This window comes from Paraprevotella xylaniphila YIT 11841 (assembly GCF_000205165.1).
GTDB lineage: Bacteria > Bacteroidota > Bacteroidia > Bacteroidales > Bacteroidaceae > Paraprevotella > Paraprevotella xylaniphila.
Genome location: NZ_GL883826.1, coordinates 24038 through 43364, shown reverse-complemented (window position 1 = coordinate 43364; position 19327 = coordinate 24038). Strand labels below are relative to the sequence as shown.

Sequence of the window (19327 nt, the reverse complement as noted above, 5' to 3'; positions counted from 1 at the left end):
AATGACAATAGGCACTTATATATATAAAGGTATATTCGCCCTTAGCCTTTTGTGTGTAGCTACCGTGTTGGCCGTGGGCATACACTACGGTTGGCGCGCCTTCGTGGCAGACACTTTCATCGTGCCGTCGGACTCCATGCAACCCACCCTGATGCCGGGAGATAAGGTTAAGGTGGACAAGCTCATCTTCGGGGCGCGGATATACAAATCCCTCGACTTCACGGACGGCAGGTTGGAGTGTTGGCGCACAAGGGGACGGCGCGGACTGCGCCCGAACGACATCATCGTCTTCAACTACCCTGTCAACGACGGGAAAATAGGATTCAAAATCAACTATGTGTACGTGAAACGGTGTGTGGCCCTGCCGGGCGACACCATCTCGTTCGTACACAGCCGCCCCGTCAACAACAACTACCACGGCACGATAGGCGTGCCCGACATGCAGCAACAACTGGAAAGCGTGCCCGACGACCAACTGCCGTGGGGCGTAATGTGGCCGATATTGACGGGCGACCCGCGCTTGGGATGGAGCGCGAAAAACATGGGGCCGCTCTACGTGCCGAGACGCGACGACATCATCCGGATGGACGACTGGCGCAAGGCGGACATCTACCGCATGGCCATCGAGTTCGAGACCCGCAAACCGCTCATTTGGGACGGGGAACGGAACGTTTGCCTCTCCGGCGGGAAGCCCCTGCCCTACTACCGGTTCCAAAGGAATTACTACTTCGTATGCGGGGACCATGCCGCCAACTCACGCGACTCGCGCTATTGGGGCTTCGTGCCGGAAGAATACATCGTGGGCGTGGTATCGGAAGTGGTGGAATCCATAGACCGCACTACCGGACGCGAACGCAAGGAACGCGCCGGACTGAACCTGCTCTATCCCCAATCTCCCCAAACTGACGAAAATGAAGCGGCATGACCTGACACGATACGGCATGGCCGCCATCCTGACGACCTGCCTGTGCCTCCCGGCGGTATGGCAGACGGTGGCCTACCCGTCTGTTTCCGACGTATGGTGTTACGGGATGGTGGCCATGTTGTCCATCGCGGCTTCCTGTGCCTCCCTCCGGGCACAGCAGTGGCCAAGGCCGCACGCCTTGGATGCCATCGTCCTGCTATGGGCACTTTACATGGCCTGCAACTATTGGTTCCTCTCCCCTTATCCGGCCACGGAAGACTTCCGCGAAGCCGAAGCCTTGTGCCTTGCCTATGCGGCCTTGCGCCTCGCCATCCCTTTTTGCGGAAAGGCATTCGGGCAGGTATGGACCGCCGGACTATGCTTGGCCGGACTTTACCAAACCTATACCGGAATCGCCCAACTGGCCGGTTGGGAACCTTCACACCACTACCGTTATGCCCTGACGGGCACATTCTTCAATCCCGGCCCGTACGCCATCCTGGTGGCCATTGCGCTGGCAGTAGCCGCCGCATGGCTGTACGACCATAAAGGGGCATGGACAGGATTGTCCCGTCCGGACAAAGTATCCCGTGCAACCGTATACGCCCTATGGGCAGCCGGACTGCCGGTGTTGGCCGCCACATGGAGCCGCACGGCATGGGTGGCTCTGGCGGTAGCCCTTGCCGTCATGCTATGGCGTGGCCACCACCGCATGGTGCTTGGAGGGTTGGCCGCAGCCGCCATCCTCGGTGCATGTGCTTATTTCATGAAACAAGGTTCGGCCGACGGCCGCCTGCTGATGGCCATCGTAGCCGGAAAGGCATGGATGGCGGAATGGCTGACAGGACACGGACTGGGCGGTTTCGCCCACGCCTACGGGGAAGCACAAGCCGCGTTCTTCGCCGGGCATCCGAATTCCCCGTTGCTGTCCGTGGCCGGAAGTCCGGAATATGCCTTCAACGGTCTGGCCGGAGTGGGCGTGGAGCAGGGTCTCATCGGCATGGCCTGCGCGCTCACGATTACTTCGTGGACGGCTTTCATCCTCGTGCGAAAACGCGAAGTGTCGGCCTGCGGCTATATAGCCCTGCTCGTGGCCTCAATGTTTTCCTATCCGTTCGCCCTATGGCCGTTCCGCCTGTGGGCTACGGGATGGGCGGCCTACGCCGTAAGCCTGCAGGCCGGAACCGGCATGGGGACCGTCTGGTGGAAAAAGGCCGCAGGAGCCGTCGTGGCCGTATCGTTGGCCGTGCCTGCCGCATGGTGGACGGCAGGAACAAGGACACGGGTGGAAGCCTACAGGGAATACCGTGCCCTCTCCGGCATACAGGATGCCGCCTTCGTGGATGATTTCCGAAAGAATTACAATCTGTTGGAAAACCGGCCCGAGTACCTGTTCACCTACGGTAATGCCCTGCGCGAACTGGGACGGTATAACGACAGCAACGCCACCCTGCGACAAGGCACGCTCGTAAGTTGCGACCCCATGTTCCATGTCATGATGGGGAACAATTACCTTGACCTCGGAGCCGCCCGTGAGGCCGAAACGGCCTATCGCAAGGCTTTCAGCCTGTTGCCCGACCGCGCCTATCCCCTCTACCGCCTCATGAAGCTGTACGAAGCCACGGGCGAAGGCGGAAAGGCACGGGACATGGCGCGGCGGATAGTAGCCTTCCGTGCCAAGGTGGATTCGCCTGCCGTACGGAAAATGAAAGAAGAAGCGGAAGGACTGCTCCGGCAAACCCACACTCCAAAAACACATAGAAAAGACAAAGCCTTATGAGAAGATACATCCTTTTTGCGGCCATCACATGCGGCATGGCATTCCCGGCCTGCGACCGCACGCACGACCCCCTGCTTGAGGAAGCCTTGGAAATGGCCGGGGAAAACCGCACGGAACTGGAAAAAGTACTGGCGCATTATGCCGGTGACTCCCTGAAACTGGAGGCCGCCAAATACCTCATCCGGCACATGCCGGGGCATTACTCGCAAACCGACACGGCGGCATTCACACCATATTATAACGCCGTGGACTCCCTGCTCACGGCCATGAAGGACACGACGGACAAATGGGTGGTGCGGGACTCTCTGGTAGCCCTCAGCCGGAGGTTCGGCCATTTGCGTCCCCGAAAAGTGCAGGACGTGAAAATCGTCACCGCCGGTTTCCTCATCCAAAACATAGACAGCGCGTTCGTACAATGGAAGGAAGGACCATGGGCACGGCATCTGGGCTTTGAGGATTTCTGTGAATACCTGTTGCCTTACAAGGCCGAGGAACTTCAGCCCTTGGACGGTTGGCGCACGCATCTGCGCTCGTTCCACCCCGACCATCTCGACGAACTGGCCTATTGCGACCTGTACCGGAATTCCGCCCTGCAGGCCGGTATCAAGCTGAACGACAACCTGTGGTATTACATGAAACCGGGCATCACGGACGAAACCATCCTGCTGCCCGTCCATCGTTGGCGTACCCGCCTGAGGCTTCCCATCGGTACTTGTGCGGATTACGGCACCATAGCCACGTCCGTGTTCCGGAGCCAGGGCATCCCTGTGGCAATGGACTTCACACCGCAATGGGCTTTCCGCAGCCTGGGCCATTCCTGGAACATCCTGCTGGCCGAGGACGGCAAGCGCATCCCTTTCAGCGGTGCATGCAGCAACCCCGGACAGCCCCACAAGTTGGGCGAACGCATGCCCAAGGTGTTCCGGCGCACATACGCCATGAACCCGGAACTCCGCCGGATGCTCCAAACGGAAGAATACGTGCCGGACATGTTCCGCAACCCGTTCGTCAGGGACGTGACGGAAGAATACATGGACTGCCGGGATGCGGCCATCCACGTGCCGGAAGGAAAAGACGGGCATTATGCCTTCCTCACGGTGTTCGACAACAAGGAATGGGTACCGGTGGACTTTGCACGGATGGAAGACGGGAAAGCCACATTCCATAAAGTGGGAATGAACACGGTCTACCTGCCCGTATGTTATGAGGAAGGAGGAAAAATGAAACCTTTGGCCGCCCCGTTCCTTTTTGCCTACGGCGGCAAGGTACGTCCCGTCATAGCCGACACGACGCGACGTACCGACCTCGTGCTGTGGCGCAAATATCCCGTCCTGCCCCATGTACAGGAAGTCATCATGCGTATCGACAGCGGGGAGTTCCAAGCCTCCAACGAAGCCCGTTTCAAGGAGAAAACCGTACTCCATCGCGTGACGGACTGCTCGGCCACAGGAAAGGAAATCCTGTTGTCCGACACCGTACGCCCCTACCGCTACTGGCGGTTCTACCAACCCAAGGAAGGCTCATACTGCAACATCGCCGACATCCGTTTTTATGAAAGGGGAAGCCACAAACAGATAAAGGGCAAAATCATCGGCACGGACGGCCATTGGGAGGGGAACCCGGAGGGCACGAAGGACAAGGTGTTCGACGACGACCTGCTCACGTTCTTCGACGCGCCCCTCCCGGCCGGGGCATGGGCCGGCATGGACTTTGGCCGCCCCGTGGCCTTGGAACGCATCATCTACACCGCACGGGGCGACGGCAACACGATAGACATCGGCGACACTTACGAGCTGTTCTACTGGAACGGGCAGGGATGGAGTTCTTTGGGCAAACAGGAAGCCGCGAACATCTGCCTGCGGTTCCGCAACGTCCCGTCCGGCGGGCTGTACTGGCTGCGCGACCTGTCCAAAGGAAAGGAAGAACGCATCTTCACCTACGAGCAGGGAAGACAGGTGTGGTGGTGACAAAACATCTTACTTTTCTGCACCAAAAAGCAATCCGCTAATTTTCAATAAAATACAAAACAAAAATCAATCTCCGCAGAACGGGAAATCGTTCGGCTGAGATTGATTTTTCAATCGGCTGAGACTGATTTTCCGTTCTGCGGAGATTGATTTTCCGGACAGCACAGAGCAGATTCTGTCATGTATTTTACAGAACTTTCATTTCCGCAAACCGTCCGGCGGAAACAGCGACAGACACGCTACAAAGGTTACAGGCAAGTGTCGCCCTCTACATAGTTCTCCATAAACAGGTTCTCCCCGTCGAACACGGCGTAAGTGAACTGCGTAATCCAGTCGCCCAGAATCAGGACACGGCTCGAACGGGTCAGCATCAGGTCCAGCTCGATGTGGCGATGGCCGAAAATGAAATAGTTGATTTCGGAATGGGCTTTCAGGTATTCCTTGGCAAAACGGACGAGATACTCCTTGTCCTCACCCAGATACGGAGGGTCACCGCCTTCCACGCCATGCTTCAGGCGGCTGTGCGCCGCCCACGACAGGCCGAAATCCACAGCCCAACGGGGATGGATGCAGGAAAACATGCGTTGGCAAAGGCGGTTGCGGAACACGGCACGCAGGAAACGGAACTTGCGGTCGGGGTCGCCCAAACCGTCACCGTGCGCCAACATGAACACCTTGTCGCCCATCTCCACCGTCATCGGCTCGGTGTGCAGCGTCACGCCGCATTCCTTCACCAAGTAATCGCCGCACCAGATGTCGTGGTTGCCCGTAAAGAAGTGTACCTCCACTCCCCGGTCGGCCAATTCGCTGAGCTTCCCGAGGAAACGGGTATAGCCACGGGGCACCACCGTCTTATATTCATACCAGAAATCAAAGATGTCCCCCAACAGGTAAACCGCCGAAGCCTTATCCTTGATGCCGTCCAGAAAGCGCACCAACCGGCGTTCCCGCGTACGGTCGTGCGGGATGGAACGGCATCCCAGATGGGCATCCGAAAGAAAATATACGCTTTTCATCACAAGAATCCCAATTCCATTTTGGCTTCCTCGGTCATCATGTCCTTGTCCCACTCGGGTTCAAACACCAGATTGACCTCCACCGACCTTACCTGCTCTATACTCTCCAACTTCTGGCGCACGTCCTCCACGATGAAATCCGCAGCCGGGCAGTTCGGGGCCGTAAGCGTCATGTCCACGCTCAGGGCATAATCGTCTGCCAAGTCTATCTTATATATCAATCCGAGGTCGTACACATTCACCGGTATCTCAGGGTCGTACACCGTCTTGAGCATCTCGATCACTTTCTCTTCCACCTGCAATTTCTCCGGCATTTTCTTTTCCTCTTCCATATATCGATCTTTATTTATCTTGTTATACTAATTTACCTTCTTCACAATAACTGTAAAAACCGCCTTCGGCCACGATGATGTGGTCCAACAGACGGATATTCATCATCCGGCAAGCCTTCTGGAGCCGGTCGGTCAGCCGGTCGTCCTCCATGCTGGGGCGCACCTGCCCCGACGGGTGGTTGTGGCAAAGCGCAATGACAGGCGCACGGTGCAACAGGGCTTCGCGCAAAATCAGGCGGATGTCGACCGCCGTCTCCGTCAACCCGCCTTTACTTACGAGTATCTTATCCAAAATGCGGCAAGCCTGGTTCATCAGAAGCACATAACATTCCTCGTGGAACAAATCCTGCATCTGCGGCAGGAAATAATGGTACAAGTCCACACTGGAACGGATGGAAGGCAGCTCCGCAGCATCTTCCTCCATCCGGCGGCGTCCCAGTTCGCAAGCCGCCATGATAGCCACGGCCTTGGCTTCGCCCAACCCTTTGTAACGGCGCACCCTCTTTTTCTTCCCGGTCTCCTTGTCACATACCTCTACATTCCCGGTCAGTTCTTCGAGCGACATGCGCCCCAACGCCTTCAAACGGTTGTCGCAATCGGCCATGACACGTTTCATCAAGCCCACGGCAGATTCCTCCACTGTGCCCGAACCGATAAGGATGGCCAACAGCTCGGCATTGCTCAGCGCCGAAGGCCCCTTCTGCATCAATTTTTCACGCGGACGGTCGTCTTCGGCCCATTGCTTGATGTTCAGTTTCGCCGTCTCCATAGCTTTATTTATAGAAATTCTTCTCGAAAGCCGAAAACTCATCCTTACCGCGCACACACCGCTGCCACCATGCACGGAGGAATCCCGTACCGTAGCCTGTCAGTTGGACAAACGAAGCCCCCACCGCCTGTACGCCGATTTTCAAACTGCGGTTGGCCACCGTGGCATCCGTGCAAATCAACAGGGCGAACAACAACAAGGGCAACAAGGGTATCCACGACAAGGCATGGAACACAGCCGCATGCTGCACCAAGCCCGGCATCTCCACGGCATAGACGTAACGGTGGGTCATCTGAAAAATCCAGACAGAACCTACCCATCCTACAAGTGCGGCCAACAGCAGGCAGCATGCCCCCACGGTAAACACCATGGGCAACAGATGCACCAACTTCAGCGATTCGGGATATTTCTTATACAGATTGATACGCGCAATGCCGGAATTATGCACTTGCTTGAAAAACTTCTTCATGTCCGTGCGCCGCTTGTGCCATACCCAGGCAGAGGGAAACAAACGGCAACTGCACCCGGCCTTGAATATCCGGATGCTGAAATCTATATCCTCGCCGAAACGCATTCTGGAGAAGCCTCCCAACCGACGGTAGACTTCCGCCCGCACTCCCATGTTGAAGGAACGCGGATAAAACTTATCCATTTTCTTCTTCCCCCCCCGGATGCCTCCCGTAGTGAAAAACGAGGTCATGGCATAGCTGATGGCCTTTTGCACGTCCGTGAAAGATTCATGTGCCCGGTCGGGACCGCCGAAAGCATCGGCAGGCTCGCTCCTCAACTCGTCATCTACGGCCTGCAAATATCCCGCCGGAAGCACACAGTCCGAATCCAACACTATCAGGTACTCGCCGCTGCTGCGTTCCGCCCCGTAGTTACGGGTCTGGCCCGGCCCAGAGTTAGGTTTGTCATAATACTTCACCGACAGACGTCCGGCGTATTTCTCCACCACATCGCGGCACGGGCGGGAAGAACCGTCCTCCACCACGACCGTTTCAAAGTCCGTAAACGTCTGCCCGGTAAGGCTTTCCAACAGTTCATCCACCTCATCAGGACGATTATAAACCGGTATAATCAGAGAATATTTCATTGTTTCAACTCACGCTACGAGAGACTAACCCTCATTGGACATCCTATCTTCCAAACGAGCCACGACGGGACGCGCCACGGCATCGTCAGGCAAATGTAACAAAAAAAAGTGAACAACAAGGTGCAAAACACCTTATTATTCACTTTCCGTCATTAAAAACTAAAATATCTTCCGTTACTTCACACGGCCCAAATACGAACCGTCGCGAGTATCGACTTCTATCATCTCACCCTCGTTCACGAACAAAGGCACACGCACCGTCGCACCAGTCTCCACCGTGGCAGGCTTCAGGGTATTGGTGGCCGTATCGCCTTTCAGTCCCGGTTCCGTATAGGTTATCTTCAATACCACCTTGGTCGGCACATCAGCGTAAAGCACCGTCTCGGTAGAAGCATCCGAAACCACATCCACGACTTCGCCTTCCTTCATGAAATCCACACCGTTAATCAGTCCTTTGGCGATAGGTATCTGCTCAAAAGTTTCCTGGTTCATGAAAATATAATCTTCGCCCTCCTGATAAAGATACTGGTAGGGGCGACGCTCCACACGCACGTCTTCCAAGGCTTCGCCGATGTTGAAACGACGTTCGAGCACATAACCGTTGACCACGTCTTTCAACTTCGTACGCATGAAGGTATTGCCCTTACCCGGTTTCACATGCAGGAAATCGATACAGAAATACAACTTGCCATCCATACGAATGCAAGTACCTTTTTTAATGTCTTGAGCGTTAATCATAAAAATCTTGCTTTGTATTCTATTTTAAATGTATATAATCAATGCACACTTCCGTTTGCGCTGCAAAGTTAATGGAAAAAAGAAAAAAAACACAAAAGTTTTGGTAGAAAATGACTTATCTCTTGCTTAATTTAAAAAAAGTGCCTAATTTTGCACCCCGAACCCGATAAGAAACAAATAAAAACAGAATATAACAATGAAAAGAACATTTCAACCCCACAACAGAAAGAGAAAGAACAAGCATGGTTTCCGTGAAAGAATGACTACGAAAAACGGTCGCAAAGTATTGGCTTCACGCCGTGCCAAAGGCCGTAAGAAACTTTCCGTATCCGACGAAAGACACGGTAAATAAGTTATAGCCATCTTTTTCCGAAAGAAATTGAAAGAAGTAAGGAAACCCTTACTTCTTTTTTCTTTTTTATTAGTACCTTTGTCCCCCGAACATACACAGGTACTCGCAATGACCATAAAAGAATTCTTCGGCAAACTGACTAGCAAAATCATTTGGGTGAATCTGCTGGCGATGTTCCTAATCATAGTAGCCATCGCTGCCGGCATCTGGATCGGACTGGAACGCTACACCATGCATGGGGTGGAAATCACCGTGCCGAACGTGAAAGGCATGCGTGTGTACGACGCACGCCAGACTTTGGAAAGGCAAGGGTTAGTGGCTGTCGTCACGGATTCCGGATATAACAAGACGCTGCCTTCCGGTACGGTATTGGAACAGACTCCGGCCAACAACAGCCAAGTGAAACCCGGGCGGGAAATCTACCTGACCATCAATACGACACGCACTCCCACCCTCCCGATGCCGGACATTGCCGACAACAGCTCCCTGCGCGAGGCGGAAGCGCGGTTGACGGCCATGGGATTCAAACTCAGCCCGTGTGAATACGTAGACGGTGAAAGAGATTGGGTGTACGGTGTGAAATACCGTGGAAAGAATATCTTCGGGGGCGACCGTATCCCTATTGATGCCGAATTGACCCTACAGGTAGGAAGCGGAAGCTTTGGCGACGATTCGCTCTACGTTTCCGGCAACGACTCTATTCCCGTCACGGAAGAAGAGCTTTATGACGAAGACCGGGATGTCACGGCCCCGGATGATTTTTAACACACGTTCCCTCATGACACAATGAATACGGACTGTAGCAACGACAAAGACAGGCTACCATTGAACGGCATTCCGTTCACGGACGAAGAACCAGACGAAGAAGGCGTATCGGTGTACGAACACCACCGCCTGACAGCGGACAGCGGACAAAAGCCGATGAGAATAGACAAATTCCTTATGGAACATCTATACAATACGTCGCGCAACCGGCTGCAACGGGCTGCCGAGCAGGAATTCATCCTCGTAAACGGACGGCCGGTGAAAAGCAGCTATAAGGTGAAACCGCTCGATGAAATCGTCATTCTCCTGGATCGGCCTAAATATGAAAATGAAATCATCCCGGAAGACATTCCCCTCGACATCGTGTATGAAGACGAAGACCTGATGGTGGTGGACAAACCTGCGGGATTGGTGGTACATCCCGGCTGCGGGAATTATACCGGCACGTTGGTCAATGCCATCGCCTGGCATCTGAAAGACAATCCGGACTATGACCCGAACGACCCGACTGTAGGGTTGGTACACCGCATAGACAAGGACACCTCCGGACTTCTCGTAGTGGCCAAAAATGCCGATGCCAAAACGCATCTGGGGCGGCAGTTCTTCAACAAAACCACCCAAAGGCTGTACAATGCTTTGGTCTGGGGAAGCTTTCAGGATGAAGAAGGACGTATCGAAGGCAACATCGCCCGCCACCCGAAAGACCGGATGCAGATGGCAGTATTTCCACCGGACAGCGGAATCGGGAAACATGCCGTCACCCACTATCGCGTACTGGAGAATTTCAATTATGTCACGCTCGTGGAATGCAGGTTGGAAACCGGACGTACCCATCAAATCCGTGCCCACATGAAGCATATCGGCCATCCGCTTTTCAACGACGAACGTTATGGCGGGAACGAGATCCTGCGCGGCACACAATTCAGCAAATATAAGCAATTCATACAGAACTGCTTTGCCGTATGTCCGCGTCAGGCACTCCATGCCCGGACGTTGGGATTCATACATCCGCGCAGCGGACAGGAGATGTATTTCACTTCGGAACTCCCGGCAGACATGACGGCACTATTGGAACGGTGGCGCAGTTACACCGCGCATAGGGGTATGGAATAAACAAGAACATAAGCTTTTATAATATCGGCAAAAAATGAAAAAAACAATCGCGATTGTAGCCGGAGGGGATTCCTCCGAACACGACGTTTCCCTTCGGAGCGCCGAAGGCATCTATTCCTTTCTCGACAAGGAAAGATATGAAGTTTATATCATCGAAATCAAAGGCATGGCATGGGAGGCTCACCTGAAAGACGGGAGCCGTTCGAACGTGGACCGCAACGATTTCAGTTTCATGGAAGGCGGCAAGCGTATCCGGCCTGATTTCGCCTACATCACCATACACGGCACTCCGGGCGAGAACGGCATCCTGCAAGGATATTTCGACCTCATCCATTTGCCTTACTCCACATCAGACGTGCTCGTGGAGGCCATGACATTCAATAAATTCACCCTGAACCAGTACCTGAAAGGATTCGGTGTCAGTGTCAGCGAAAGCCTCATCGTCCGTAAAGGGTTCGAGCATTTGGTCACCGACGACGAAATCATAGAGAAAATAGGCCTACCCTGTTTCGTGAAGCCCAATGCGGGCGGTTCCAGTTTCGGTGTGACGAAAGTAAAAAGTGCAGACCAAATACACGAAGCCATCCTGAAAGCCATGCACGAAAGTGACGAAGTCATGGTGGAAGCGTTCATGGAAGGAACGGAAATCAGCCAAGGTTGCTACAAGACGCAAGAGAAAGAAGTGGTGCTGCCCGCCACCGAAGTAGTGAGCGACAACGAGTTTTTCGATTACAACGCCAAGTACAACGGACAGGTCAGGGAAATCACGCCGGCACGCCTGAAAGAAGAAACCGCCGAGCGCGTAAGCCTCATCACCTCCATGATATATGACATATTGGGATGCAACGGTATCATCCGGGTGGACTATATCATCACGCACACCACCGACGAAAACGGCAAAGAGAAAGAAAGAATCAACATGTTGGAAGTCAACACCACACCGGGCATGACCGCCACCAGTTTCATTCCCCAACAGGTACGGGCTGCCGGAATGGACATGAAAGACGTGTTGACCGACATCATCGAAAACAAACTGTCATAACTCAATTATCCGCTTATGCGTACGCCTGAAGAATTCGACGAAATCCGTCCATACGACCCGGAAGAACTCCCGGCCGTTTTTGAAGAACTGATAGCCGACCCGGAATTCCGCGCCGCCACCGAACAGGTCTTGCCCGAAGTACCTTACGAAGTGGCATGCAACCGTCTTCGCCGTTGCCGGACAAACTTAGAAGTGCAACAGACTTTCTTCTACCCTTTGCTTCACGGTATTGTCGGCAAATGCAGCGACGGCCTGGTGTTGGAGAACAGCCAGTCGGTAGACAAAAGTGTACCGCATACTTTCATCACCAACCACCGCGACATCGTGATGGACTCTGCTTTCCTTTCCATCAGTCTCTTGGACAACGGTTTCGGCAACACTATGGAAATTGCCATCGGCGACAATCTGTTGATACGCCCATGGATTAAAAAACTGGTAAGGGTGGACAAGGCATTCATCGTGCAACGCTCTGTGAGCCTGCGCCAAATGCTAGCTTCCAGCACACGGTTGAGCCGCTACATGCACTATGCCATCGCTACAAAACATGAGAACATCTGGATTGCCCAACGGGAAGGACGCGCCAAGGATTCAAACGACCGCACGCAGGATTCCATCCTCAAAATGATGGCCATGGGAGGAGAAGGAAGCACCATCGACCGCCTGAAACAGCTGAATCTCGTACCGACTGCACTTTCATACGAATACGACCCTTGCGATTATTTGAAAGCACAGGAATTCCAACAGAAGCGCGACATCGAAGGTTTCAAGAAGAGTCCGAAAGACGACCTGGTGAACATGCAGACCGGGATTTTCGGATACAAAGGAAGGATATGCTTCCGGATGGCAGGCCCGCTGAACGATTGGTTGGGCACATTACCCGCCGATATGCCCAAGACGGAACTGTTCACGGCCGTGGCATCTCATATCGACAAGGAGATTCACCGCAATTACAAGTTATACGCCGGAAATTATGTGGCTGCCGACTTGCTACGGGGCACACAAGAGTTTGCAGCACATTACACTTCTGAAGAGAAAGCACGTTTTGAAGCTTACCTCGAAAACCGTCTGGAAAAAGTAACCTTACCCAACCCTGACACGGCTTTCTTACGCGAACGCCTGCTCACGATGTATGCCAATCCGGTGTTTAATTATATGGCCGCCCATCAGAAATAAGGATATGAAAAGGCATTTGGGATTAAAAACAGGCTTTCCGCTTTTCCGGTTCCTGCCGGAAAGGGGGAAAGCCTGTCTGTTTCTTATAGGCTGCCTGTGCTGTACAGCATGTAGTGACGATGAAGAAAACGGATACGTATATCCCTCACTTCTGACGGAATTCGTCGAGGTTTACACCGATGCAAGAGGCAACGGCACGCATTTTGTCACCGACGACGGTAAAATATATGCCATCAATAGCCCTATACAAGGCTTGCAGCCTGATGCCGCCTACCGTCTCGTATGCGGCTACGAAGTGACAGCCGACTACCAAGAAGGGCATCCTGTGGCTAAAGTCTATACAGCCGAGACGGTCAACCTCTTGAAACCGAAAGAAGAACCGTCGGACGATGACGCTCCATTGGCAATCAACAGTATATGGCATGGAGGAGATTACCTCAACCTTCACCTCGCACCTAAAACACAAGGTGGCAGGCAGGAATGGGGATACCGGACGGATTCCACCCGTTCTTCCTACACCGGAACAATTTACCACTTGTCACTTTATCACCGACAGCCCGGCGACCCGTATTCATATTCCACCACGGTATATGCCAGCCTCCCCCTTCTTCCTCTCGGCCTACAAGAAGGTGACAGCATCGCCTTCACGGTTCTGACTTTCGACGGGCGGAAAACGTGGCAGTTCGGCTTTTAGTACTTCACGCCCAAATAGTCTTCATAAAAAGACCTTGGCTTTCCTTTGTATTCCTTTTAACCTGACCGGCAAACAAGGACACCCTACGCTTGCCGGCCAGATGTGTCAAGGCTATAATGCCTCAAGCATTCGTTTAAGCACTACTGTGGCTGAAATCTCACGATTGGCAGCCTCGGGGATGACCAACGATTGCGGGCTTTCTATCACATCGTCCGTCACAATCATATTGCGGCGCACAGGCAGGCAATGCATGAAGAAAGCGTTGTTCGTCACAGCCATGTGAGCGGCATCCACCGTCCAACTCATGTCCTTGTTCAACACCTTTCCGTAGTCCGCCGGACGGGTCACACCGGGACAGCTCCAGTTCTTGGCGTAGATGAAGTCGGCTCCTTCGAAGGCTTTCAGTTGGTCGTACTCCACACGGGCGTCACCTACGAACTTCGGATCGAGTTCATAACCTTCAGGATGCGTCACGACAAAATCCACATCGGCGGCGTTCATCCATTGGGCGAAACTGTTGGGTACGGCCTGCGGCAACGCCTTGGGATGAGGAGCCCACGAGAGCACCACCTTGGGGCGCGCCGTCCGTTTATACTCTTCGATGGTAATCAAATCAGCAAAGCTCTGCAAGGGATGCACCGTGGCACTCTCCATAAAGAATACGGGCTTGCCGGAGTAACGGATAAACTGGTTCAATATCTTTTCCTCATAATCGTCCTTACGGCTTTCGAAGGTGGCAAACGAACGGACTCCGATAAGGTCGCAATAACATCCCATCACGGGAATGGCCTCCAACAAATGTTCGCTCTTGTCGCCATCCATAATCACGCCACGCTCCGTCTCCAGTTTCCATGCCCCTTGGTTCACGTCGAGCACGATGACGTTCATGCCAAGATTCATGGCTGCCTTCTGCGTGCTCAACCGCGTGCGCAGGCTGTTGTTGAAGAAGATGAGGAGGGCAGTCTTGTTCCGCCCCAGTTCCTGATATTGAAAACGATTCTTCTTTACCTCGAAAGCCTCGCGCAAGGCGGCTTTCAAATCGCCTAAGTCTTCTACGTTTTGAAATACTCTCATAAGATTGTTGTTTAATGATTGATAATCGGACTACTTCGGGCGTACCTGTCCGTCGCCCTGCACGAACCATTTGTAGGTCGTGATTTCTTCCAACGCCATCGGGCCGCGGGCATGCAGCTTCTGGGTGCTGATGCCTATCTCGGCTCCAAGTCCGAACTGAGCCCCGTCGGTAAACGAGGTCGGCGCATTGGCATACACGCAGGCGGCATCCGCCAACTGCAAGAACTTTTCGGCTGCACCAGCGTTCTCTGTGATGATACACTCGCTATGTCCCGAACCGAAACGGGCGATATGGGCCAGCGCCTCGTCCAAAGAGTCCACCGTCTTCACGGCCATTTTGTAATCCATAAACTCAGTACCGAAATGTTTCTCCGTAGCCGCTTCCAACAGATCTGCCGGATAATGCCCCTGTAGGGCGGTCAAGGCGCGGCTGTCGGCATAAATGCGCACACGGCTCTCCTGCAACGGAGCGCACAATTGCGGCAGGTCGGACAAACGGGAGGCATGAACCAACACGCTATCCAACGCATTGCATACGCTCACCCGGCGCGTCTTGGCATTGTTGACAATAGCGGCACCTTTCCGCACATCCCCATCCACGTCAAAATAAGCATGGCAAACTCCGGCTCCGGTCTCGATGACCGGAATACGGGCATTCTCGCGCACATATTGAATCAAAGCACTACTGCCACGCGGAATCAGCAAATCCACATAACCGCGTGCCTGCAACAAAGCCGCCGTGGCCTCACGTTCGGCCGGTAATAAGACGACGATGTCCGGATTCACACCGAAACGCTCCAATACGCCGTGGATTACTTTCACAATGGCACGGTTGGAAAAGTCGGCGTCGCTTCCGCCCTTCAGCACGCAGGCACTCCCGGCCTTGAGGCAGAGCGAAAAGACATCGAAGCTCACGTTGGGGCGTGCCTCATAAATCACCCCTATCACGCCGAACGGCACGCTCACCCGTTTCAAGTCCAATCCGTTGGGCAATACGGTATGTTTCAGCACCCTTCCCAAAGGAGAAGGCAAATCCGCCACATGACGCGTGTCTGCGGCAATGCCTTCCAAACGCGCCGATGTAAGTTTCAGGCGGTCGTACATCGGGTTATCGGGAGACATGCGCTCCAAATCGCGCGCATTCTCCGACAGGATGTATTCCGACTGTGCCAAAGCTTCATCCGCTACCGCACGTAGTATCTCATCCACACGTCCTACCGGCAATTGCAGCAACTCGCGGCCGGCTGCTCTTGCCCGTTCAAACAGAGAAGTCAAATCCATAGTTTTCCTTTTATTATTGTTTTCATTGATTTTTCACCTACACGGTTCCACGTCCGGCACCGGACACGTGCGCCCCACACCGGAAAGCATGGATTCACTCCAAATACAAATAATCATAATGCACCAAAGGCTTGCAGTCGTGCTGCCCGATGACCCGGACGGCCTCCTCGCAGCTATATGCCGTGCGCCCCACTCCCAGATTCTGCCCCTCGGGCGACATGATACGTACCAAGTCGCCTTTTTCAAAATCGCCTTCCACACGCGTGACTCCTACCGGCAGGATACTCACGGCACGGTCGCCGCAAACGGCTTCCACCGCCTTGTCGTTCAGGTAAACCTTCCCTTTCGTGAACCCTGTGCTGTGAGCCACCCATTTCTTCACGCTCGAAACATTGCCTTCACGCGGAGCAAAACGGGTACACACCCGGCTGCCGGGACGTAAAACCAAGTCCGTAAGCACGTCGTCGCGTTTGCCGTTGGCAATGATGACCTCGATGCCTTCGTCGGCCACCTTGCGGGCTATGGAGCATTTGGTCATCATCCCGCCGCGTCCGAAACCGGATTTCTCCGTACGGATATACTCCTGCAAATCCCGTTCCGGTTCCACCTCACGGATAACCTCCACGCCCGGTTCGCCGGGAAGGCCGTTGTATATGCCGTCCACATTGCTCAATATGATTAAAGCCTGCACGTCCATCATCGTGGCAATCAAACCGGACAGTTCGTCGTTATCCGTAAACATCAGCTCCGTCACGCTGACTGTGTCATTCTCGTTCACAATCGGAATAACCCCGTTTTCCAACATCACCATCATACAGTTCCGTTGGTTCAGGTAATGGCGGCGCGTACTGAAACTCTCTTTCATCGTCAGCACCTGCCCCACCGGCAAGCGGTGCTCGCGGAACAGTTCGTAATAGCGGTTGATGAGCTTGGCCTGCCCCACTGCGGAAAACAGTTGCCGTTGGTCCACGCTGTCCATCTTGCGCGAGACGGCCTCTTTCAGCTCGCCTCTCCCGCTAGCCACGGCACCGGAAGAAATCAATATGACTTCGATACCGTTTTCCCGCAGTTCGGCAATCTGGTCCACCAAAGCCGACATGCGTGTCACGTCCAAAGCCCCGTCCTTACGGGTCAGAACGTTACTTCCTATCTTGACGGCTATGCGTTTATATTGTTGTGACATAAAGACACTCCTTTCCTTATTTCTTCACCGAAGCCCTCAATCCTTTGATGACGCTTTGGGTGAACCCTGCCTCCTCCATCGCATTCAGCCCACGGATGGTCAAGCCTCCGGGCGTCGTCACTTTATCAATCTCCATTTCCGGATGCAATCCTCCGGCCTCCAACAAATCCACGGCACCCTTCATGGTCTGCATGATGACGCGCTGCGCATCCTTGGCATAAAAGCCCAATTCCACACCACCTTCGGTAGCCGCACGGATGTAACGCATCACATAGGCTATGCCACAGGAAGCCAAAGCCATTCCCGCGTCCATCAAGCGTTCCTCAACCAACATGGCATCCCCCATCTCCTTAAACATCGCCAGCATTTGGGCGTCCAATTCCGGCGTGGAACAAACGGAAGTCATAAAAGTCATACCGCTCATAACCGCAATGGCCGTATTCGGTATCAAATAGTACACTCCGGGGTATTCTCCGTCGCCACGATCCAAATAAGTACAAAGTTGCGCCGTGCCAATCCCACCTGCCATAGAGGCTATCGCCTGATTGTCATAATCCAAACCACCTTTGATTTCCTCTATCACCTCTTGTATCTTCCAGGGTTTCACAGCTAATATAACCACATCAGCCCTTGTCGCCGCCCGGGAATTCTCACAAGTGATGTTCAACTCCGGAAACTCAACCTTCAATGCCTCCAACTTACCCCGACTGGGATTGGACACCGTGATATCCGATGTCTTGACCAAGCTTCCCTTTGCCAAACCACGGGCAACGGCTCCTCCCATATTGCCCGCACCGATAATTGCAATCTTCATTGTCACTCTCCTCCTTAAAAGCAGACAAACCGGTCTCCGGCATACGCCTGCGACCGGTTTATCTCCGCTTGATTATTCATTAATTATTCACTACACGTTCCAACCGTTTCAAGAAATCAGCCGCTTCCACCTCACTCAGACAAAGCGGCGGCAAGAGCCTCAGCACATTCGTGCCACTGCATCCCGTAAAGCAATGCTCCTCAAAGAGCAACTTGTTCCTGATTTCCTTGTAAGGCACGTCCAACTCCACGCCTATCATCAGGCCGCGCCCTCTGACATCCACCACATGAGGCAGGTGCAAAGCCTTTATGCCTTCCATCAGTAAATTTCCGACCTTGGCGGCATTTTCCACCAGATGCTCCTCTTCCATGATGTCCAACACGGCCAAGGCGGCGGCACAAGCCAAATGGTTTCCACCGAAAGTCGTGCCCAACTGGCCGTACACCGGAGTAAACTTGGGCGAAATCAGCACCGCCCCCATGGGGAAACCGTTGCCGATGCCTTTGGCCACCGTAATCAAGTCCGGCTTCACCCCCAAATGCTGGTGGGCGAAGAACTTGCCCGAACGGCCGTAACCACACTGGATTTCATCGCAAATCAACACCGTATCCGTTTCGTCACATGCCTGCCGCACGCCTTGCATGAACTCGGCTGTGGCCAACCGGATACCTCCGACCCCTTGAATACACTCCACAATCACGGCACACACATCGCCTTTGGCCAACTCCGCCTTGAAAGCGTCCAAATCATTCAAAGGCAAGTAAGTCACATGCCCGTTGGCGTTGATGGGAGCTATGATTTTAGGATTGTCCGTTGTCTCCACGGCCAAAGACGTACGCCCATGGAACGCTTTTGAAAGGGACAACACGCGCTTGCGGCCATTGTAGAAACTGGCCAACTTCAACGCATTCTCATTGGCTTCCGCACCGGAATTAATCAGAAAGAGCTGATAGTCCTCATAACCGCAGGCCTTGCCCAAACGCTCCGCCAGTTCCACCTGCAACTTGTTGACCACGGAATTGCTGTAGAAACCCAACCGGCCAAGTTGCCGTGCTAGCTTCTCTATATAATGCGGATGGCAGTGACCGACACTGATTACGGCATGGCCGCCGTACAAGTCCAGATACTCCTGCCCCTTGTCGTCCCAAACATGGCATCCTTTCCCTTTTACGATGTTCACATCGAAAAGCGGATATACGTCGAATAGATTCATTTTATTCCTCCTTTCTTAAAT

The 19327-nt window shown here is 53.7% G+C and carries 19 protein-coding genes; 9 read left to right on the top strand and 10 right to left on the bottom strand.

All coding sequences use genetic code 11. The features are described 5' to 3' along the window. Position 1 precedes the first annotated feature (1 nt). Genes lepB through HMPREF9442_RS03690 form a run of 3 tightly spaced genes read left to right on the top strand, consistent with a single transcriptional unit; the run spans position 2 to position 4651 of the window. A complete protein-coding gene (gene lepB / locus HMPREF9442_RS03700) occupies positions 2-925 on the top strand; it encodes a signal peptidase I (protein WP_008625513.1) in 924 nt (307 codons plus the stop codon). Further along, entirely contained in the window at positions 912-2684 is a 1773-nt protein-coding gene (locus HMPREF9442_RS03695) for an O-antigen ligase family protein (RefSeq protein WP_008625512.1), read from the top strand. Before lepB ends, HMPREF9442_RS03695 begins: the two co-directional genes overlap by 14 nt. Beyond that, on the top strand, positions 2681-4651 hold the full coding sequence (locus tag HMPREF9442_RS03690) for a hypothetical protein (RefSeq protein ID WP_008625511.1): 1971 nt from the start codon (positions 2681-2683) through the stop codon (positions 4649-4651). The genes HMPREF9442_RS03695 and HMPREF9442_RS03690 overlap by 4 nt, the downstream gene beginning before the upstream one ends. Positions 4652-4899: 248 nt before the next feature. Here the strand turns inward: HMPREF9442_RS03690 and HMPREF9442_RS03685 are convergent, their stop codons facing one another. The 5 genes from HMPREF9442_RS03685 to efp form a co-directional block, all read right to left on the bottom strand. Further along, positions 4900-5667 (bottom strand): UDP-2,3-diacylglucosamine diphosphatase, encoded by a 768-nt coding sequence (locus tag HMPREF9442_RS03685; RefSeq protein ID WP_008625510.1) that lies wholly within the window; start codon positions 5665-5667, stop codon positions 4900-4902. Next, positions 5667-5999, bottom strand: coding sequence for a metal-sulfur cluster assembly factor (locus HMPREF9442_RS03680; RefSeq protein WP_008625509.1), 333 nt, complete (start codon positions 5997-5999; stop codon positions 5667-5669). Before HMPREF9442_RS03680 ends, HMPREF9442_RS03685 begins: the two co-directional genes overlap by 1 nt. A 22-nt stretch (positions 6000-6021) precedes the next feature. Further along, positions 6022-6768 (bottom strand): RadC family protein, encoded by a 747-nt coding sequence (gene radC / locus HMPREF9442_RS03675; protein WP_008625508.1) that lies wholly within the window; start codon positions 6766-6768, stop codon positions 6022-6024. A gap of 4 nt (positions 6769-6772) precedes the next feature. Then, positions 6773-7864 carry a glycosyltransferase gene (locus HMPREF9442_RS03670; protein WP_008625507.1) on the bottom strand — a complete coding sequence of 364 codons (1092 nt, stop codon included), beginning with the start codon at positions 7862-7864 and terminating at the stop codon, positions 6773-6775. A gap of 174 nt (positions 7865-8038) precedes the next feature. After that, entirely contained in the window at positions 8039-8602 is a 564-nt protein-coding gene (efp, locus tag HMPREF9442_RS03665; RefSeq protein WP_008625504.1) for an elongation factor P, read from the bottom strand. Positions 8603-8798: 196 nt separating this feature from the next. Here efp and rpmH point away from each other — a divergent pair, with 196 nt between their 5' ends. The 6 genes from rpmH to HMPREF9442_RS03635 all read left to right on the top strand — a co-directional run bounded on the left by rpmH (position 8799) and on the right by HMPREF9442_RS03635 (position 13741). Next, positions 8799-8954: a 50S ribosomal protein L34 gene (gene rpmH, locus HMPREF9442_RS03660; protein ID WP_008625503.1), complete on the top strand. Its 156-nt coding sequence runs from the start codon at positions 8799-8801 to the stop codon at positions 8952-8954. Between the two features lie 108 nt (positions 8955-9062). After that, positions 9063-9719 (top strand): PASTA domain-containing protein, encoded by a 657-nt coding sequence (locus HMPREF9442_RS03655; RefSeq protein ID WP_008625502.1) that lies wholly within the window; start codon positions 9063-9065, stop codon positions 9717-9719. 21 nt (positions 9720-9740) lie between these two features. Beyond that, positions 9741-10832, top strand: coding sequence for an RluA family pseudouridine synthase (locus tag HMPREF9442_RS03650; RefSeq protein WP_008625501.1), 1092 nt, complete (start codon positions 9741-9743; stop codon positions 10830-10832). Positions 10833-10866: 34 nt separating this feature from the next. Further along, the gene (locus tag HMPREF9442_RS03645; RefSeq protein WP_008625500.1) at positions 10867-11874 is read left to right on the top strand and encodes a D-alanine--D-alanine ligase; all 1008 of its coding nucleotides are present in this window, start codon (positions 10867-10869) and stop codon (positions 11872-11874) included. A 15-nt stretch (positions 11875-11889) separates the two neighbouring features. After that, positions 11890-13047: a hypothetical protein gene (locus HMPREF9442_RS03640; RefSeq protein ID WP_008625499.1), complete on the top strand. Its 1158-nt coding sequence runs from the start codon at positions 11890-11892 to the stop codon at positions 13045-13047. 4 nt (positions 13048-13051) lie between these two features. Continuing rightward, on the top strand, positions 13052-13741 hold the full coding sequence (locus HMPREF9442_RS03635) for a NigD1/NigD2 family lipoprotein (protein ID WP_008625498.1): 690 nt from the start codon (positions 13052-13054) through the stop codon (positions 13739-13741). A gap of 111 nt (positions 13742-13852) precedes the next feature. Here HMPREF9442_RS03635 and HMPREF9442_RS03630 read toward each other — a convergent pair whose 3' ends face one another. From HMPREF9442_RS03630 to HMPREF9442_RS03610, 5 genes are all read right to left on the bottom strand, one after another. Next, positions 13853-14815: a Rossmann-fold NAD(P)-binding domain-containing protein gene (locus HMPREF9442_RS03630; RefSeq protein WP_008625497.1), complete on the bottom strand. Its 963-nt coding sequence runs from the start codon at positions 14813-14815 to the stop codon at positions 13853-13855. A 30-nt stretch (positions 14816-14845) separates the two neighbouring features. Beyond that, positions 14846-16096 (bottom strand): glutamate-5-semialdehyde dehydrogenase, encoded by a 1251-nt coding sequence (locus HMPREF9442_RS03625; protein WP_008625496.1) that lies wholly within the window; start codon positions 16094-16096, stop codon positions 14846-14848. 94 nt (positions 16097-16190) lie between these two features. Beyond that, positions 16191-17279, bottom strand: coding sequence for a glutamate 5-kinase (proB, locus tag HMPREF9442_RS03620; protein WP_008625495.1), 1089 nt, complete (start codon positions 17277-17279; stop codon positions 16191-16193). Positions 17280-17295: 16 nt separating this feature from the next. Then, positions 17296-18093, bottom strand: coding sequence for a pyrroline-5-carboxylate reductase family protein (locus HMPREF9442_RS03615; protein WP_008625494.1), 798 nt, complete (start codon positions 18091-18093; stop codon positions 17296-17298). Positions 18094-18172: 79 nt separating this feature from the next. Further along, the gene (locus HMPREF9442_RS03610; protein WP_008625493.1) at positions 18173-19306 is read right to left on the bottom strand and encodes an aspartate aminotransferase family protein; all 1134 of its coding nucleotides are present in this window, start codon (positions 19304-19306) and stop codon (positions 18173-18175) included. Positions 19307-19327: the final 21 nt, after the last annotated feature.

What these genes read in the sequence shown, in the direction of transcription:
- lepB (WP_008625513.1), top strand. Translation starts at nt 2, where the DNA reads ATGACAATAGGCACTTATATATATAAAGGTATATTCGCCCTTAGCCTT.
- HMPREF9442_RS03695 (WP_008625512.1), top strand. Translation starts at nt 912, where the DNA reads ATGAAGCGGCATGACCTGACACGATACGGCATGGCCGCCATCCTGACG.
- HMPREF9442_RS03690 (WP_008625511.1), top strand. Translation starts at nt 2,681, where the DNA reads ATGAGAAGATACATCCTTTTTGCGGCCATCACATGCGGCATGGCATTC.
- HMPREF9442_RS03685 (WP_008625510.1), bottom strand. Translation starts at nt 5,667, where the DNA reads ATGAAAAGCGTATATTTTCTTTCGGATGCCCATCTGGGATGCCGTTCC.
- HMPREF9442_RS03680 (WP_008625509.1), bottom strand. Translation starts at nt 5,999, where the DNA reads ATGGAAGAGGAAAAGAAAATGCCGGAGAAATTGCAGGTGGAAGAGAAA.
- radC (WP_008625508.1), bottom strand. Translation starts at nt 6,768, where the DNA reads ATGGAGACGGCGAAACTGAACATCAAGCAATGGGCCGAAGACGACCGT.
- HMPREF9442_RS03670 (WP_008625507.1), bottom strand. Translation starts at nt 7,864, where the DNA reads ATGAAATATTCTCTGATTATACCGGTTTATAATCGTCCTGATGAGGTG.
- efp (WP_008625504.1), bottom strand. Translation starts at nt 8,602, where the DNA reads ATGATTAACGCTCAAGACATTAAAAAAGGTACTTGCATTCGTATGGAT.
- rpmH (WP_008625503.1), top strand. Translation starts at nt 8,799, where the DNA reads ATGAAAAGAACATTTCAACCCCACAACAGAAAGAGAAAGAACAAGCAT.
- HMPREF9442_RS03655 (WP_008625502.1), top strand. Translation starts at nt 9,063, where the DNA reads ATGACCATAAAAGAATTCTTCGGCAAACTGACTAGCAAAATCATTTGG.
- HMPREF9442_RS03650 (WP_008625501.1), top strand. Translation starts at nt 9,741, where the DNA reads ATGAATACGGACTGTAGCAACGACAAAGACAGGCTACCATTGAACGGC.
- HMPREF9442_RS03645 (WP_008625500.1), top strand. Translation starts at nt 10,867, where the DNA reads ATGAAAAAAACAATCGCGATTGTAGCCGGAGGGGATTCCTCCGAACAC.
- HMPREF9442_RS03640 (WP_008625499.1), top strand. Translation starts at nt 11,890, where the DNA reads ATGCGTACGCCTGAAGAATTCGACGAAATCCGTCCATACGACCCGGAA.
- HMPREF9442_RS03635 (WP_008625498.1), top strand. Translation starts at nt 13,052, where the DNA reads ATGAAAAGGCATTTGGGATTAAAAACAGGCTTTCCGCTTTTCCGGTTC.
- HMPREF9442_RS03630 (WP_008625497.1), bottom strand. Translation starts at nt 14,815, where the DNA reads ATGAGAGTATTTCAAAACGTAGAAGACTTAGGCGATTTGAAAGCCGCC.
- HMPREF9442_RS03625 (WP_008625496.1), bottom strand. Translation starts at nt 16,096, where the DNA reads ATGGATTTGACTTCTCTGTTTGAACGGGCAAGAGCAGCCGGCCGCGAG.
- proB (WP_008625495.1), bottom strand. Translation starts at nt 17,279, where the DNA reads ATGTCACAACAATATAAACGCATAGCCGTCAAGATAGGAAGTAACGTT.
- HMPREF9442_RS03615 (WP_008625494.1), bottom strand. Translation starts at nt 18,093, where the DNA reads ATGAAGATTGCAATTATCGGTGCGGGCAATATGGGAGGAGCCGTTGCC.
- HMPREF9442_RS03610 (WP_008625493.1), bottom strand. Translation starts at nt 19,306, where the DNA reads ATGAATCTATTCGACGTATATCCGCTTTTCGATGTGAACATCGTAAAA.